The 15,411-nt window shown below is 71.8% G+C and carries 13 protein-coding genes, 1 tRNA gene and 1 pseudogene; 12 read left to right on the top strand and 3 right to left on the bottom strand.

Annotated elements, in window-relative coordinates; translation table 11 throughout:
• The first annotated feature begins 270 nt into the window (after window positions 1-270).
• From CR470_RS26820 to CR470_RS26770, 11 genes are all read left to right on the top strand, one after another.
• Entirely contained in the window at window positions 271-1,041 is a 771-nt protein-coding gene (locus CR470_RS26820) for a GntR family transcriptional regulator (protein WP_097870103.1), read from the top strand.
• A 222-nt stretch (window positions 1,042-1,263) separates the two neighbouring features.
• A complete protein-coding gene (locus CR470_RS26815) occupies window positions 1,264-2,388 on the top strand; it encodes a TIGR03364 family FAD-dependent oxidoreductase (RefSeq protein ID WP_097870102.1) in 1,125 nt (374 codons plus the stop codon).
• 5 nt (window positions 2,389-2,393) lie between these two features.
• The gene (locus CR470_RS26810) at window positions 2,394-3,125 is read left to right on the top strand and encodes a phosphonatase-like hydrolase (RefSeq protein WP_097870101.1); all 732 of its coding nucleotides are present in this window, start codon (window positions 2,394-2,396) and stop codon (window positions 3,123-3,125) included.
• Window positions 3,122-4,315, top strand: a complete 1,194-nt coding sequence (locus CR470_RS26805) for an ABC transporter ATP-binding protein (RefSeq protein ID WP_097870099.1) — start codon at window positions 3,122-3,124, stop codon at window positions 4,313-4,315. Before CR470_RS26810 ends, CR470_RS26805 begins: the two co-directional genes overlap by 4 nt.
• Window positions 4,308-5,213: a 2-aminoethylphosphonate ABC transporter permease subunit gene (locus CR470_RS26800; RefSeq protein ID WP_097870098.1), complete on the top strand. Its 906-nt coding sequence runs from the start codon at window positions 4,308-4,310 to the stop codon at window positions 5,211-5,213. The genes CR470_RS26805 and CR470_RS26800 overlap by 8 nt, the downstream gene beginning before the upstream one ends.
• The gene (locus CR470_RS26795; protein ID WP_097870097.1) at window positions 5,200-5,997 is read left to right on the top strand and encodes an ABC transporter permease; all 798 of its coding nucleotides are present in this window, start codon (window positions 5,200-5,202) and stop codon (window positions 5,995-5,997) included. Before CR470_RS26800 ends, CR470_RS26795 begins: the two co-directional genes overlap by 14 nt.
• A 32-nt stretch (window positions 5,998-6,029) precedes the next feature.
• Window positions 6,030-7,091, top strand: coding sequence for a 2-aminoethylphosphonate ABC transporter substrate-binding protein (locus CR470_RS26790; protein WP_097870096.1), 1,062 nt, complete (start codon window positions 6,030-6,032; stop codon window positions 7,089-7,091).
• A gap of 166 nt (window positions 7,092-7,257) precedes the next feature.
• The gene (locus CR470_RS26785; RefSeq protein WP_097870100.1) at window positions 7,258-8,802 is read left to right on the top strand and encodes an alkaline phosphatase family protein; all 1,545 of its coding nucleotides are present in this window, start codon (window positions 7,258-7,260) and stop codon (window positions 8,800-8,802) included.
• A 75-nt stretch (window positions 8,803-8,877) separates the two neighbouring features.
• Window positions 8,878-9,756: an HAD-IIA family hydrolase gene (locus CR470_RS26780; RefSeq protein WP_097870095.1), complete on the top strand. Its 879-nt coding sequence runs from the start codon at window positions 8,878-8,880 to the stop codon at window positions 9,754-9,756.
• A gap of 102 nt (window positions 9,757-9,858) precedes the next feature.
• Window positions 9,859-10,425 carry a hypothetical protein gene (locus tag CR470_RS26775; protein WP_097870094.1) on the top strand — a complete coding sequence of 189 codons (567 nt, stop codon included), beginning with the start codon at window positions 9,859-9,861 and terminating at the stop codon, window positions 10,423-10,425.
• A gap of 1 nt (window position 10,426) precedes the next feature.
• Window positions 10,427-11,116, top strand: a complete 690-nt coding sequence (locus CR470_RS26770; protein WP_097870093.1) for a class F sortase — start codon at window positions 10,427-10,429, stop codon at window positions 11,114-11,116.
• A 99-nt stretch (window positions 11,117-11,215) separates the two neighbouring features.
• On the opposite strand, the gene CR470_RS26765 is transcribed toward CR470_RS26770, so the two are convergent.
• The 3 genes from CR470_RS26765 to CR470_RS26755 form a co-directional block, all read right to left on the bottom strand.
• Window positions 11,216-11,755, bottom strand: a complete 540-nt coding sequence (locus tag CR470_RS26765; RefSeq protein WP_097870092.1) for a hypothetical protein — start codon at window positions 11,753-11,755, stop codon at window positions 11,216-11,218.
• 30 nt (window positions 11,756-11,785) lie between these two features.
• Window positions 11,786-14,668 carry a DNRLRE domain-containing protein gene (locus CR470_RS26760; protein WP_097870091.1) on the bottom strand — a complete coding sequence of 961 codons (2,883 nt, stop codon included), beginning with the start codon at window positions 14,666-14,668 and terminating at the stop codon, window positions 11,786-11,788.
• Between the two features lie 286 nt (window positions 14,669-14,954).
• Window positions 14,955-15,028, bottom strand: a tRNA-Lys gene (locus CR470_RS26755).
• A gap of 192 nt (window positions 15,029-15,220) precedes the next feature.
• Here CR470_RS26755 and CR470_RS26750 point away from each other — a divergent pair.
• A pseudogene (locus CR470_RS26750) lies at window positions 15,221-15,411 on the top strand (hypothetical protein); the annotation flags it as partial.

Here is a 15,411-nt window from a genome sequence, read left to right as displayed (position 1 = left end):
GGAGCACCCCGGGCACCCGCCCCGCGACGGCCTGGGCCGCCCGCTCCCCGAACTCGCCCGCACCGGACCGGCGTCACCGGCCTGGACCGGGGTCGCCGCCGGGGTGCTCCTGCTCGGCGGGGCCGCCCTGCTGCGGCATGCCCGCCGGGCCCGCCGCGCCACGGACTGACCGGCTGCCGCCGTACGTTCCGTGGTGCGGTGCCCGCCCCGGCGGGGGCGGCGCGGTGCCCGTACCGCCGCCTGTTCACCCGCGTCTGCAACCATCGGGCCGTGGACTACCCGAACGACCAGGCACCTGGCGCACCGATCCGCTCCGGCATCCCCGAGCACGGCCGTATCCCGAAGTACTACGCGGTCAAGGCCCATATCGCGGCGCTGCTCGACGAGTTGGGCGAGGGCGGACTCCTGCCCACCGAGCGGGAGCTCGCCCAGCGGCACGAGGTCTCACGGGTGACCGTCCGCCAGGCCCTGCGCGAACTCCTCCTGGAAGGGCGGCTGCGCAGGCAGGGGCGCGGCACCGTCGTCGCCGGGCCCAAGCTGGAGCAGCCGCTCTCGCTGGCCAGCTACACCGAGGGCGTCCGCCGCCAGGGCCGGCGGCCCGGCCGCCACCTCATCGGCCTGGACCGCTTCCCCTGCCCCGAGGCGCTCGCCGCCGAGATCGCGGTCGAGCGGGGCGAGCCGGTCTGGCACCTGGAGCGGGTGCTGCTCGCCGACGACGAACGCGTCGGTCTGGAGAGCACGTACGTCGGCGTCGCCCGCGTCCCGGACCTGGACACGGAGTTCGACCCGGACTCCTCCTTCTACGCCTACCTCCGCAACCGCCTCCGGATCGCCTTCGGCGACGCCGACGAGCGGATCGAGACCGTGCTCGCGACCCCCCGTGAGGCCCTGCTCATCGGGACGCCGCCCGCCCTGCCGATGCTCCTGATCCACCGGCTCTCCCGGGACACCGACGGCCGGCCGCTGGAGCGCGTGCGGACCCTGTTCCGGGGCGACCGCTTCTCCTTCTCCGCCCATCTGCGAGGCGAGGATCGGAGCTGAGAGGGAGCCGGGGGCCCGCTTTCCACTCGGCCCCGTCGCCCTGTCGGTCGCGCAGTTCTGCCGGTCGCGTCGCCCTGTCGGACACATCGCCTTGCGGGCACGGTCACCTCGCGCACATGGTAACGAGAACATAACGGGTCTGGTCCAAACTTGCGGGGTCGTTCACCGTCCCGTCGGTGCGCGGACGTGTCCGGGACACTCGTCCCGAGGACCGTGGGCGTCGTGAGAGTCATCGTCGTAGGAGCCGGCGTGGTGGGAACCATGCACGCCTGGCACGCAGTCAGCCGCGGCCACGAGGTCGTACAGATCGAGCGCGAGAGCGAGGCACGCGGGGCGTCGCTCCGCAATTTCGGACAGATATGGGTCAGTGGCCGGGCCGGCGGCGAGGAGCTGGAGACCGCCCTGCGCGCCCGTGAACTGTGGGAGGCCGTCGGGGAGCGGGTGCCCGGACTCGGCTTCCGGGCCTGCGGCTCGCTCACCCCGCTGCGCACCGCACGCGAGGTCGCCGTCGCCGAGGCGGCCGTCGCCCGGCCCGACGCGGCGGCGCGCGGCTACCAGCTGCTCACCGCCGACGAGGCCCGGGCGCTCAACCCCGCCCTGCGCGGCGCGTTCACCGCCGCCCTGTGGTGCGAGCGGGACGCGGCGGTCGAACCCCGCACCGCCCAACTCGCCCTCAAGGAACACCTGCTGGCCTCCGGCCGGTACACCTTCCTCGGCGGCCGCGAAGTGCGTGACGTCGTCGGGACCGCCTCGGTGCGCGACGACCACGGTGACGTCCACACCGGTGACGCCGTGATCCTCGCGACCGGCGCCTGGCTCGGCGGGCTGGTCCGCGAACTCGCCGGGCCGGAGCTGCCCGTGCGCCGCGTCCGCCTCCAGATGATGCAGACCGACCCGCTCGGCGAACCGCTGACCACCTCCGTCGCCGACGCCGACAGCTTCCGCTACTACCCCGCCTACCGGGGCGAGGCGCTCGACGCCCTCAACGCCGGACAGGCCCAGGACCCGGTCGCCGCAGAGCACCGCATGCAGCTCCTCATGGTGCAGCGCCGCGACGGCGGACTGACCATCGGCGACACCCACGAGTACGAGCACCCCTTCGCCTTCGACACCGTCGAGGAGCCCTACGAGCACCTCACCCGGGTCGTCGAGGCCTTCCTCGGCCGCCCGCTGCCGCGCGTCCGCCACCGCTGGGCGGGCGTCTACGCCCAGTGCACCGACACCTCACGCGTCGTTCACCGCCAGCAGGTGCGCGACGGGGTCTGGCTCGTCACCGGGCCCGGCGGACGCGGCATGACGTGCTCGCCCGCCATCGCCGAAACGACCGCCGACGAACTGGGCTGGTGAACCACATGACTTCCCCGACCGACATCACGCGCGACCCCTACCGCCTCGTCGTCCTCGACATGGCCGGCACCACCGTCGCCGACGGCGGACTCGTCGAGCAGGCCTTCTCCGCAGCCGCCCAACGCCTCGGCGTGCGCTCCGGGTCCGACGAGCACGCCCGCCAACTCGCGTACGTACGCGCCACCATGGGCGAATCAAAGATCACCGTCTTCCGGCATCTGTTCGCCGGCGAGGGTGGTGACGGAGGCGAGGACAAGGCCCAGCGCGCCAACATCGCCTTCGAGGAGGCGTACGGGGAACTCGTCGACGGCGGCCGTATCGCCCCCGTCCCCGGAGCCCGCGAGGCCGTCGAACGGCTCACGTCCGAGGGCCGCACCGTCGTCCTGACCACCGGGTTCGCCCGCACCACCCAGGACGCCATCCTCACCGCCCTCGGCTGGCGGGACCTCGTCCCGCTCACCCTCTGCCCCGCCGACGCGGGCGGCCGTGGCCGGCCCTACCCGGACATGGTGCTGGCCGCCTTCCTGCGCACCGGAGCCGTGGACGACGTCCGGCGGACCGTGGTGGCCGGCGACACCTCGTACGACATGCTCAGCGGCGTACGCTCCGGCGCCGGGATCGTCGCCGGGGTCCTCACCGGCGCCCACGACAAGGACCGGCTGACCCGGCACGGCGCGACCCACGTGCTCGGGTCCGTCGCCGAGCTGCCCGACCTCATCGCGCGGGCCGAGGCATGAGCGCCCCGGCCCCCGCCGCCCCCAGCGGCATCCGCTTCGACGGCGTCACCGTCGCCTACGGCGGGAACGTCGTCCTCGACCGGCTCGACCTCACCGTCGAACCCGGCGAGGTGATGGCCCTCCTCGGGCCGTCCGGCTCGGGAAAGACCACCGCCCTCCGCGCCGTCGCCGGGTTCGTCCGGCCCGCCTCCGGGCGGGTGTTCCTCGGGGGCCGGGACGTCACCGCCCTGCCCCCGCACCGGCGCGGCATCGGCATGGTCGTCCAGAGTTACGCCCTCTTCCCGCACCTCAAGGTCAAGGACAACGTGGCCTTCGGGCTCAAGGCCCACCGCACCCCGAAGGCCGAGATCCCCGGCCGGGTCACCGAGGCCCTCGAACTCGCCGGCATGGCCGCGTACGCCGAGCGCCACCCGCGCGAACTCTCCGGCGGCCAGCAGCAGCGCGTCGCCATCGCCCGCGCGCTCGCCATCCGCCCCGGCGTCCTGCTCCTCGACGAACCTCTCTCCGCCCTCGACGCCCGGCTCCGCTCCGGAATGCTCGCCGAACTGGCACGGCTGCACCGCGAGCTGCCGGACGTCTCCATCCTGTACGTCACCCACGACCAGGTCGAGGCGCTCACCCTCGCGGACCGGATCGCCGTCATGGACCGGGCCCGGCTCCAGGACTGCGGCACCCCCCAGGAGCTCTACCGCCGCCCGCGCACCGAGTTCACCGCCTCGTTCGTCGGCAACGCCAACCTCCTCCCGGTCTCGGTCGCCGGTGAGGGAGCCGTCGAGTTCGGCGGCCACGCGCTCGCCGCCCCCACCGACAACGCCGCCCCCGGAGCCACCGCGACCCTCTGCGTCCGGCCGCACCTGGTCGGCCTCGGCGACGGGCCCAACGCGCTCACCGGCAGCGTCACCGAGGTCCAGTGGCGCGGCTCCACCCACCGTGTCCACGCGGACGTCGACGGCCACCGCCTCATGGCCGACCTCCGCGAACTGCGCGACCCCCCGGCCCTCGGCGACCCCGTCACCCTGCACTTCGCCCCCGAGGACGCGGTACTGCTCCCAGCGGGAACAGCGGGAACAGCGGGAACAGCGGGAACAGCGGGAACAGCGGGAACAGCGGGAACAGCGGGAACAGCGGAAGCGGCCGCCCCGGCGGGTTCCCCGGTGGCGCGGGAGAAGGCGGAGGTGCCCCGTGCCTAGTGCCCTCCTCGACCACAAGCGGGCGACCGGTCCCGACCAACCGGACCCCGACCCCGCCTCTGCCCCCGCACGGTCCCGCTCCGTCCCCACCTGGGTCTGGGCGCTGCCGCCCGTCGCCGTCCTCGCGCTCGCGTTCCTCTACCCGCTGGCCCTCGTCGTCCAGCAGTCCTTCACCCCCGACGAGGGCGGCGTCTCGGTCGACCCGTACGCCGACGTCTTCGCCTCCGAGGTCTTCCGCGACGCGCTCGCCACCACCGTGTGGCTCGCCGTCGGCTCGACCGCGGGATGCCTCGTCCTCGGATTCGTCCTCGCGCTGGTCATCGCGTTCGTCCCGTTCCCCGGCGGGAAGGCGGTCGCCCGGTTCGTCGACGTGTTCCTCTCCTTCCCGTCCTTCCTCATCACCCTGGCCCTGCTGTTCATCTACGGCTCCGTCGGGATGGCCAACGGGCTCTGGACCGACGTCACCGGGGCGTCCGACGGGCCCTTCCACTTCCTGACCACCCCCTGGGGCGTCCTGCTCGCCGAGATCACCTACTTCACCCCGTTCGTGATGCGCCCGCTGCTCGCCGCGTTCTCCCAGCTCGACACCGGACAGCTGGAGGTCGCCTCCTCGCTCGGCGCCGGGCCCGTCCGGATCATCCGGCGGATCATCCTGCCCGAGGCGCTCCCGGCCCTCGCGGCCGGCGGCAGCCTCGTCCTGGTGATGTGCCTCAACGAGTTCGGGATCGTCCTGTTCACCGGGGCGAAGGACGTCACGACGCTGCCGATGCTCGTCTACAGCAAGGCGATCCTGGAGTCGGACTACGCGGCCGCCTGCGTCGTCGCCGTCGTCAACATCGCCCTCTCCGTGGGCCTGTACAGCCTCTACCGGGTGGTGAGCCGTCGTGCTGGTGCATAGCCGGACCGGGAAGTGGGCCACCTGGGCCGTCTTCCTCCTCCTCTTCGTCCCGCTGTTCGCGGTGCCCCTGCTCGTCATCCTCGCCGCGTCCCTCGCCACGAACTGGTCCGGGGCCTTCCCCTCCGGACCCACCGTCGAGCGCTACTCCGCCGCGACGAGCGGCGACTCCCTCCAGGCGCTGACCACCAGCCTGGTCACGGCCGTGGCCGCGAGCGTGCTCGCCCTCGTCCTCGGCGGCTGGGCCGCTCTCGCCGCCGCCTCTCTCCGCAAGCGCGGAAAGCGGCTCCTGGACGCCCTGTTCATCCTGCCGGTCGCCGTGCCCTCGGTGGTCGTCGGCCTCGCGGTGCTGGTGGCCTACAGCCGGCCGCCCGTCCTGCTCAACGGGACGCGCTGGATCGTGATCCTCGCCCACACCGTCCTCGTCACCGCGTTCGCCTACCAGTCGGTCGCCGCCGCCGTCCGGCGCCTGGACCCGATGTACGAACAGGCCGCCGCCGGCCTCGGGGCGAGCCCAGCCCGGGTGCTGTGGCGGATCAGGCTGCCCCTCCTGCTGCCCTCGCTCACCTCGGCCGCCGGGCTCTGCTTCGCCCTGTCCATGGGGGAGTTGAGCGCCACGATGATGCTCTACCCGCCGGACTGGACCCCGCTGCCGGTGCAGATCTTCGCCGCCACCGACCGGGGCTCGCTCTTCACCGGCGCCGCCCTCGCCGTGGTCCTGATGACGACGACGCTCCTCGTCCTGGCCGCCGTCTCCCGCATCCGGACCCGCGCCTCCTACCGCTGATCCCCACCCCGTACTTCCTCTGGAGAGACCCCATGCGCAACCGTGCCCGTGCCCGTGCCCTCGCCCTCCCCCTGGCCGCTCTCACCGCCGTCACCCTCACCGCCTGCGGCGGCTCCTCCGCCGCGTCCGACGAGAAGTCCGTCACCGTCTACAGCGCCGACGGCCTCAAGGGCGAGAACGGCGACGGCTGGTACGACAAGGTCTTCAAGGACTTCGAGAAGAAGACCGGCATCGAGGTGAAGTACGTGGAGGGCGGCTCCGGCGAGATGGTGCAGCGCGCCGTCCGCGAGAAGTCCAACACCCAGGCCGACGTGCTCGTCACCCTGCCGCCCTTCATCCAGCAGGCCGACTCCAAGGGCCTCCTCGCGGCGTACGAGCCGAAGGGCGCCGACCAGGTCGACGGCGCCGACCGGGCGGCCGACGGGAAGTGGACCTCGGTCGTCAACAACTACTTCGGGTTCATCCACAACAAGAAGGAGCTGAAGAGCCCGCCCAAGACCTGGGAGGACCTGCTCGACCCCTCGTACAAGGAGAAGGTCCAGTACTCCACCCCCGGCGTCGCGGGCGACGGCACCGCCGTCCTCATCAAGGCGATGCACGACTTCGGCGGCCAGGAGCCGGCCATGGCGTACCTGAAGAAGCTCCAGACCAACAACGTCGGCCCGTCCGCCTCCACCGGCAAGCTCGCCCCCAAGGTCGACAAGGGGGAACTCCTCGCCGCCAACGGGGACGTCCAGATGAACTTCGCCCAGTCCAAGGACATGCCCAACCTCGGCATCTGGTTCCCCGCCAAGGGCGACGGGAAGCCCACCAGCTTCGCCCTGCCGTACGCGGCCGGCCTCGTCGCGAAGGCACCGCACAGCGAGAACGGCAAGAAGCTGCTCGACTTCATGCTCTCCGAGCAGGCCCAGCGCGACGTCAGCACGGTCGGCGGGGGCTTCGCCGCCCGCAAGGACATCAAGGCCACCGACGCCAACGCCGTCGAACTGGCCCGGCTGATGGAGGGCGTGGAGATCTTCGAGCCCGACTGGGCGGACATCGACACCAACCTGGACACGTACATCGACGCCTGGAAGTCGGCCACCGGAAGCTGACCGGCCACCTCTCCGCCACGGATTCACGCGAAGGTCTGGACTCGGCCCGCTTGTCTCGCGAAGGTAACGGGTCTGGTCCGGAGGGCCCGTGGCCCAGAAGGTCCAGAAGGTCCAGAAGGCAGCTCACGCCCAGTCCCGTCCGACCCGCCCCACCCTGGAGGATCACGTGTCCCGGTCCCTGTCCCGCCGCACCGTGCTCGCCACCACCGCCGCCGCGGCCACGGCCGCCGCTGTCGGCGGCCCCCTCGCCTCCGCCCCCGCCGCGTACGCCGCGCCCACCCTCCCCGACGGCACCAGCAAGGACAAGGTGCTCGTCGTCGGCATGGACGGGCTGCGCCACGACGTCATCGACGCCGCCAAGGCCCCGTACCTCAAGTCGATGATGGCGAACGGGACGTACGGCACCTCGCTGCTGTACGCCAACCCGATGGCCGCCACCTCCTCCGGCCCCGGCTGGTCGACGATCTCCACCGGCGTCTGGCCCGACAAGCACGGCGTCAAGGAGAACTCCTTCGCCGGGAAGAACTACGGGAAGTACCCCGGCTTCCTCGCCCGCCTCGCCCAGGTCCGCCCCCAGCTCTCCACCTACGCCGCCGTCGACTGGAAGCCCCTGGACACCCAGGGCACGGTCACCGCGGGCGCCGACGCCAAGCTCGTCCTCGACGGCGACGCCGACGGCTACACCGGCCACGACGCCACCATCGCCGCCGAGACCGAGTCGATCCTCCGGAACCAGAACCCGGACGTCCTGTTCGTCTACTTCGGCCAGACCGACATCGCCGGCCACAACTCCGGTGCCGCCAGCGCCCAGTACCGGGACGCGATCGACGTCCAGGACGGCTACCTCGGCCGCCTCCTGACCGCGATCAGGGCCCGCCCCTCGTACGCCACCGAGCGGTGGACCGTCATCGTCACCACCGACCACGGCCACACCGACCCCGGCGGTCACGGCGGCAGCGCGATCGAGGAGCGGCGCACCTTCGTCCTCGCCCAGGGCCCCGGCATCGCGGCAGGCGTCCGCCCCGCCGACACCCGCCTCGTGGACGTCGCCGCCACCGTCTACCGGCAGCTCGGCATCGTCCCCGACCCCGCCTGGGGCCTGGACGGCAAGCCGGTCCAGGAACGCTCCACCGACCCGTTCGAGTCCCTGTACCCCTCCCTCGCCGCACGCGCCGACGAGACCGGCATCCCGGCCGGCGTCCTCGGCTGGACCCACACCGCGCCCCGCGGCTGGTCGGTCGTGAACTCCGCGATGGGCACCGGGGGCGTGGCCGAGTGGCGCGGCTGGTCCTTCGCCACCGACGAGTTCTGGAGCCGCAGCCAGCGCGACCAGTCCCGTGAGCTGAACGTCCGCTCGCGCGGGATCTTCGCGGTCGCCGACTCCGACGAGTGGGACGACAAGGCGTCCTCCGGACCGTACGACTCCACGCTCGTCACCCCGGCGTACGCGGTCGGCGGCAAGTCCACCGTCACGCTCGGCCTCACCACCCACTACCGGCAGGAGGGCAGCCAGAGCGCCCGCATCCTCGCCTCCTGGAACGGCGGCACGCCCGTCGTCGTGAAGAGCTACACGTCCGACGTGATCGCGCAGCCGCAGTCACTCACCCTCAACGTCCCGTCCGGGGCCGCCAACGTGAGCTTCCGGTTCCACTACACCGGCAGCAACAACTGGTACTGGGTGATCGACGGGGTCAAGGTCACCACCGGCTAATTATGCTGGGGGTGCCGGGACGGCGTGGTCCGGGCACCCCCAAGCACGCAGTGCGTACGGCAGGAGTCCCGACACATGGCAGAGCGCAAGCCCATCTCATCCTGGCTCACCGACATGGACGGCGTCCTTATCCACGAGGGCATCCCCATTCCCGGCGCCGATGCCTTCATCAAGCGGCTGCGCGATTCCGGGCTGCCCTTCCTCGTCCTCACCAACAACTCCATCTACACCGCGCGCGACCTGCACGCACGGCTGAAGCGCATGGGCCTGGACGTGCCCGTGGAGAACATCTGGACCTCCGCGCTCGCCACCGCCCAGTTCCTGGACGACCAGCGCCCCGGCGGCACGGCGTACGTCATCGGTGAGGCCGGCCTCACCACCGCCCTGCACGACATCGGGTACGTCCTCACCGACCACGACCCGGACTACGTGGTGCTCGGCGAGACCCGGACGTACAGCTTCGAGGCGCTCACCAAGGCGATCCGGCTGATCAACGCGGGCGCCCGCTTCATCTGCACCAACCCCGACGAGACCGGCCCGTCCGCCGAGGGCCCGCTGCCCGCCACCGGTTCGGTCGCCGCGCTCATCACCAAGGCCACCGGCAAGGACCCGTACTTCGCGGGCAAACCCAACCCCCTGATGATGCGGACCGGTCTCAACGCCATCGGCGCGCACTCCGAGACCAGCGCCATGATCGGCGACCGGATGGACACCGACGTCCTGGCGGGCCTGGAAGCGGGCATGCAGACCTTCCTGGTCCTCACCGGGCTGACGTCCGTCGCCGACATCGACCGCTACCCGTACGGCCCTTCGCACGTCGTCGAGTCCATCGCCGACCTGGTCGACCTCATCGACCTTCCCGACCAGGTCGACCAGGGGAAGCAGGGGAAGCAGGCGAAGCCGGGGAAGCAGGCGGGCCAGGCGGACCCGGCCACGCAGTCGGACAGCCGCTGACCCGCGCGGAACGCATCCGCCGTCGTCCGGGCGTCGCCCGAATGGAGGACTGCGGATGCGGGCCGTCGCCGCAGGCGTGAACCTTCCCGTAGGAGGTTCACGATGCGTTCAATCCCCCTCACGTTCTGTGCCGCGGCGGCGGCCGCGCTCATAGCCGTGCCCGCACCCGCCGCCCTGGCGTCCCCGGCCGCCCCGGCCGGGGACGACGACCGGCGCACCGGCACCGTCTCGGTCACCCCGTCCACCATCGCCCCCGGCGGCAAGGTGGAGCTGTGGGTCGATGTCTGCGGCAAGGGCCGCGAGGCGACGGGCAACTCCGACGCCTTCGCCTCGGAGGCCCGCTTCCGTCCCGCCGACGACAAGGGCCTCTTCGCCGAGGCCCGGATCCGGGACGACGCCGAACCCCGCTCCTACGACGTCTGGGTGACGTGCAAGGACGGCCGGTCCAAGGCGACCGGCACCCTCACCGTCGTCCACCACAACCGCCCCTCGCCCGCCGCACCCGTCAAGGCGGGCGGCGGAGGCGCCGCCACCCTCGCCGAACGGTCCACCGAAGCCGAGGGCCCCGGCACCCGGCACGCGGTGATCGGTCTGGTGCTCGCCGCCGTCGCGGCCGTCGCCGTCGCCCTGCGCAGCTCGCGCCGGCGTCGCGGCCCGGCCGGCAACTGACATGGGAGCCCCGGACCGCCCGGCGGGAAACGGGCGACTGCTCACCGGAGTGACCTGGGCCGTGCTGCTGCTCGGCCTGTGGATCTGGGGCCGGGACGCCGGCGGCGGGCTCGGCGGCCTGTCGGGGCCCACCACCGGCGACGTGGCCGCGGTCGGCCGCCCCCTCGGGGCGGAGCTGCCCCCGGCCCACGACCCGCTCGACGGGGCGGCCCCCGAACGCGTCGAGGTCCCCTCCGTGGGGATCTCGGCCCCCGTCATCACACGCGGCCTCGACCGGGACGGGGCCATCGACCCGCCCCCGTACGGCATGCCGAAGACCGCCGGCTGGTACGGCGACGGCGCCCAGCCCGGCGCGAAGGGCGCGGCCCTGTTCGTCGGCCATGTCGACACCGACACCAGGCCCGCGGTCTTCTACGGACTCAGCGCGGTGAAGCCGGGCGCCCGCGTCGAGGTCACCCGGACCGACGGCAGCGTCGCGGAGTTCACCGTGGACGACGTCCAGCTCGTCACCCGCGAACGCTTCGACGCGCAGAAGGCGTACGGGCCCCGCGAGGACGGCCGGGCCGAGCTGCGGCTGATCACCTGCGGCGGAACGTACGACCACCGGACCCGCTCCTACACGGCCAACGTGATCGTCTCCGCCTATCTCACCGGCGCGCAGGCCACGGCGGAGCGGAACAGCCAGGCCTGATGCCCCCTGCCCCGACGACCTCTGCCCCGACGGGCGGCCGAAGCCGTTCATCGAGGCAGAGGGATCAGACGGATCGGTCAGAGGGAGCGACCGCCGGTGCTAGCCCGTCAGCCGCACGGAGAAGTCGCACCACGCGGTCCACTGCGAAGAGGCGGGGCCGTCCTGGACCCGTACCCTCCAGCGGTAGTCGCCGCTGCCGAGCCTGCCCTCGGGGAACTGGTAGACAGCGGTGTGACTGGCCTCGGTGGTGGCCTTCTTGGTGAGCACCGGGCTGCCGTCCGTCCCGGTCACCTCGAAGACGACCTTCCGGCCGGGCCGGTCCACGTCGGGCGTATCGGCGGACCCGGGGGGCGCCACCGATTCGAGGGTCGCGGCGAGGCTCGGACGGTCCGTGGTGACCTGCGGCACGTTGTCCGGGACCCCGCAGAACTGGAAGCCGGAGTAGGAGCCGTCGGAGACCCGCGGCACCTCGGGGGTCGCGAGGAGCAGATCGGGGTCGCCGGCCTGCGCCGCCCGCGTGGTCTCCGGCTTGGGGTCGGCCATGGAGAAGGGAGCGGCCACCGCTCCGACGACCACGGCGGCCGTCAGGGCGATCGCGGCCCGTGACCACGTACCGGAGTTCTTGTTCAACAGACGCATCGCTTCTGTCTCTTCCTGGAGGTGGGCGGGCTACTTGACGGAGAGCGCGTGGTCGGTGTTCGCGGTGGTGACCCGCTCGCACCGGTAGGTGGACCAGCGGTGCTCGGCGACCAGCTTCTTGCCCAGCGCATCACAGCCACCGAGGTTCTTCAGGGTCTCGTAGGCGACCCAGGTGGCTGCCGTGTTGCTCTTCACCTTGTTCGCCGCGATGTAGCCGGCGGCGGCAGCACCGGAGGAGACACCCTCGGTGCCGTCCCAGTCGTAGTGAACGCCCAGCCACACCCGGCCGACCGCGTTCTCGTTCGCCGCGGCCGAGAAGCTGCTGAACGTCCGTGTCACACCGACGGCGTTCGGGTCCTCGGTGGTCGCGGTGAAGGTGACCTGGTCGGTGGCGAACCACTGTTCCATCGCCTTCGCCCACGCGCCGCCGAACGTGGCGTGCCCCGAGACGTAGGCGGGGAAGGGCGGGGAGAAGTGCTGGCCGTTGCGGTCCTGCGACAACGGCTGCCAGTTGGGGTCGACCGTGGTGGCCGCGTTCCCGTCGCCGTCCAGACGGACCGCGGACTCGGGACGCCACAGGTCGAGGTCGGTCCGGTACTTGGCGTCCCAGGCGACGACGCCGGCGTCCGCCATGGAGAAGGCGGTCAGCGCGAACAGTTTGGCGTTTGCGGTGACGGACAGGCCGCGGTCGCGCGAGACGGTCTGGGTGAACTCGAAGAGCTGGCCCGGGGGCTTGTAGGTGCCGTCCAGGTCGTTGGCCCAGAAGAGGGCCGCCCGGGTCTGGTCGGCCGTGCGCTGCGTCGAGTCGGACTTCCCGAGGGACTTCACCTGGTTGACCTGCCGGGCGTACTCCGCGCTCTTCAGCACGTCGGAGCCGCCGGCGAGCGTGGGGAGGCTCTTCGGACGGAACTGGGAGCCGGACGTCAGGCCGAACGGCTTGACCAGGCCCCAGCCCGGGGTGGCGGCGCTACCGCTTCCCGTGGGACGCCACTGCCCGGGGGCGGTGCTGGGCGTGTAGGCGGTGTTGCTGGTCGCCCCGTCGTTCTGCCGGTCCTGGAGCATGGCCGCGGCGGCCTGCTGGCCGACGGAGGTGCCCGCCGCGCGCTGGGCGGAGGTGACCCCGGCCGGGATGGTGGCACGGGCGTCCGCCAGCTCCTGGTCGAAGTTCAGCTGCGGGTACACCGACCGCAGCACGTCGAAGGCCGCGTGGTCGATGGCGCTGTTGATGTCCGGCAGTTCACCGGACGTGGCGACCTTGACGAGGTAGGGGTCTCCCAGGCACTTGGCGGCGCCCTGGGCGCACTGGGCGGAGTTCGCCGCGTCGTAGACCGCGCCGTGCATCATCGCGCCGGCCCGGGCCAGCGGTCCCGGAGCGCCGCCGATCTGACGGTAGGACGCCTGCAGCACGTCGTTCCAGTAGGTGACGTGGTCCTTGACCGGGTCGGCCGGGACCTCGTAGGTGACCAGCATCGACGGCCCGTTGGCCGGCGCGTCGCCGGAGGCGAAGATCTTGTACGCCGTGGTGTCGGCCTCGTCGGTGGCGCGGATGCCGATGGCGTTCTCCGCGCGGTCCGCCGTGGCCCATTCCTTCACCAGGCCGGTGACATCGGTCTGGACCCACTGGGAGCCGCAGGCCGGGGAGTGGCCGAGGGTCTCCGTGGAGGTCGCGGCCTTCGAGCGCCAGGCGGGCTGGTTGCTCCAGCGGGTGGAGGCCGACGTGAGCCCGGTGTCCCAGAGCTCCCACGACCTCGGCTCGCAGGAGTCGGACCAGACCGCGTAGAGGTTCAGCTCCGCGTTGAGGATCTCCTTGCCCGAGACGACGAAGTTCCTCGGGAAGTGCACGAAGGAGCGTGCCGCCTGCTTGCCGTACTCCCGGCCGACGGGCAGGTCGATGGAGGCGGAGAGGTCCTCGGTCACGCCGTCGCGTACGGCGGTGTCGAAGTTGGTGCCGAAGAAGACGGCCGGGTCGATGGTGACCGGGAACTTCGTGTCCTTGTCCGCGAGGAACTTCCGGTCGGGGGTCAGGCGCAGCTCCAGGTCCTGGCCCTGCCCCTCGACCTCCAGGCCCACCGCGGCGCGGTTGGTCGCCGCGAGCCCCTGCTTGTTGCGGGAGGCGTCCCACATCACCGGGGCAGGAAGCCTGCCCACGGTCTTCTCCGTCTTGACGTCGGTGAACGTGACCGAGTGGTCCGCGTTCTGTGTCGCGTTCAGGCCCTTCGCCGTGAGAGGCAGGGTGATGGCGGCCGCCGCGTCGGCCGCCGATCGGTCCTTGACCACCAGATACTGCTCGAACCCGGTCCGCGTCGCCTCGACCACCAGGTCGGTCGCGGGCCGGACGTCCACGTAGGTGGCCTTGTTGCCCTTGAGCACGGGCTCGGGCAGTGCGCCCTGCCAGCCCAGGCTGACCTCGTGCGCCCCGCCGCCGAGCGTCACCAGGTCGCCGCCGGCGGCGCCGGTACGCCCGGCGAGCTCAAGACCGCGGGGGTGGCTCCTGGCCCGCACCGAACCGTCCTCGGCCCTCTCCAGGTCGACGTCGATGGCGGACCAGGTCGTGCCCTTGCGGAACCGGACCGGTCCGGCGTGGGTCTCCTGCGTCATGGTGCCGTCGGGATTGGCCCAGAGCGTGGTGTTCTCGGTACGTGCGCCGAGAACCTCGACCTGACGCTCCTGGGCAACGGCTGCGGCACGGGCCGACGCCTCGTCCGGAGCTTCGGCGGCCCCGTCGCGCGCGGGCGTCTGAGCGGTGTCGGACACCTTCTTGCCCTGCGTGCCGTCGGCGACCGCGGTGCCGGCCGTCACACCGACCTCGGCCAGCAGCAGCACGGACAGCGGAACGGCCAGTGCCTTCAGCCGTCGTGCGCCCCTGCCTCGTCGTGCGGACTCCTCCGCGGACAGGCGTATGTGTCTTCGCATCGATGAACCCCCCAGTAATCGTGCACGTGTTCGAAATCGCAGTCGAACAATGGCACTCCATCACTGCCCCGATCCAGCCCCCCTGGTCGTGTTCGGCAAGTGATCTTTACCATCGGGGATCTTTGAGGATTCGCCACACCTGACCAGCGATTCGCGTGTATCGGCTTCCGCGGCGGGGGCGGGCGTGGGGGTGCGGCGCGACGAGGGCCTCTGCGGGTGTCACCCGAGGGGAGGCGGGGAATGATCAAAGCCCCCTCACTGAACGTGAGAGGGCTTTGACTATGCGTGCGCCGTCAGGGACTCGAACCCCGGACCCGCTGATTAAGAGTCAGCTGCTCTAACCAACTGAGCTAACGGCGCCTGCTGACCTGGAGAACTCTACCCGACTCCCAGGGGTGCTCCGAGCCATTTACCGGACGCCACACCCCATCAGATAGTCGTTTTTTTCCTTTGTTCCGTCAAAATGCGATATGTCAGGGGAGTTAAGACGCTGACGTCCGTTGCGGCTGCGCCCAAAGATCTTGACGAATGACGAGTGCGGAGGGGAATCGCATGACTGTGCCGGTCTTCGAGGAGTACGAACCCGCCATCGACTGCGGATGCGCGGGGTGCGCCGTGCGGCGGCGCTCCGCCGCGAGGGCCCTGCCGGTCCGGCGCGGCGGCCACCCGGCCGCGCACGGCGCGCGCCGCGCCCTGGTGCTGGCCACGGCCTGTCTCTTATACACATCTCTGAGCGGGCTGGC

The organism is Streptomyces sp. rh34 (genome assembly GCF_002551245.1).
GTDB lineage: Bacteria > Actinomycetota > Actinomycetes > Streptomycetales > Streptomycetaceae > Streptomyces.
This window is presented reverse-complemented; position numbering and strand designations above follow the sequence as displayed.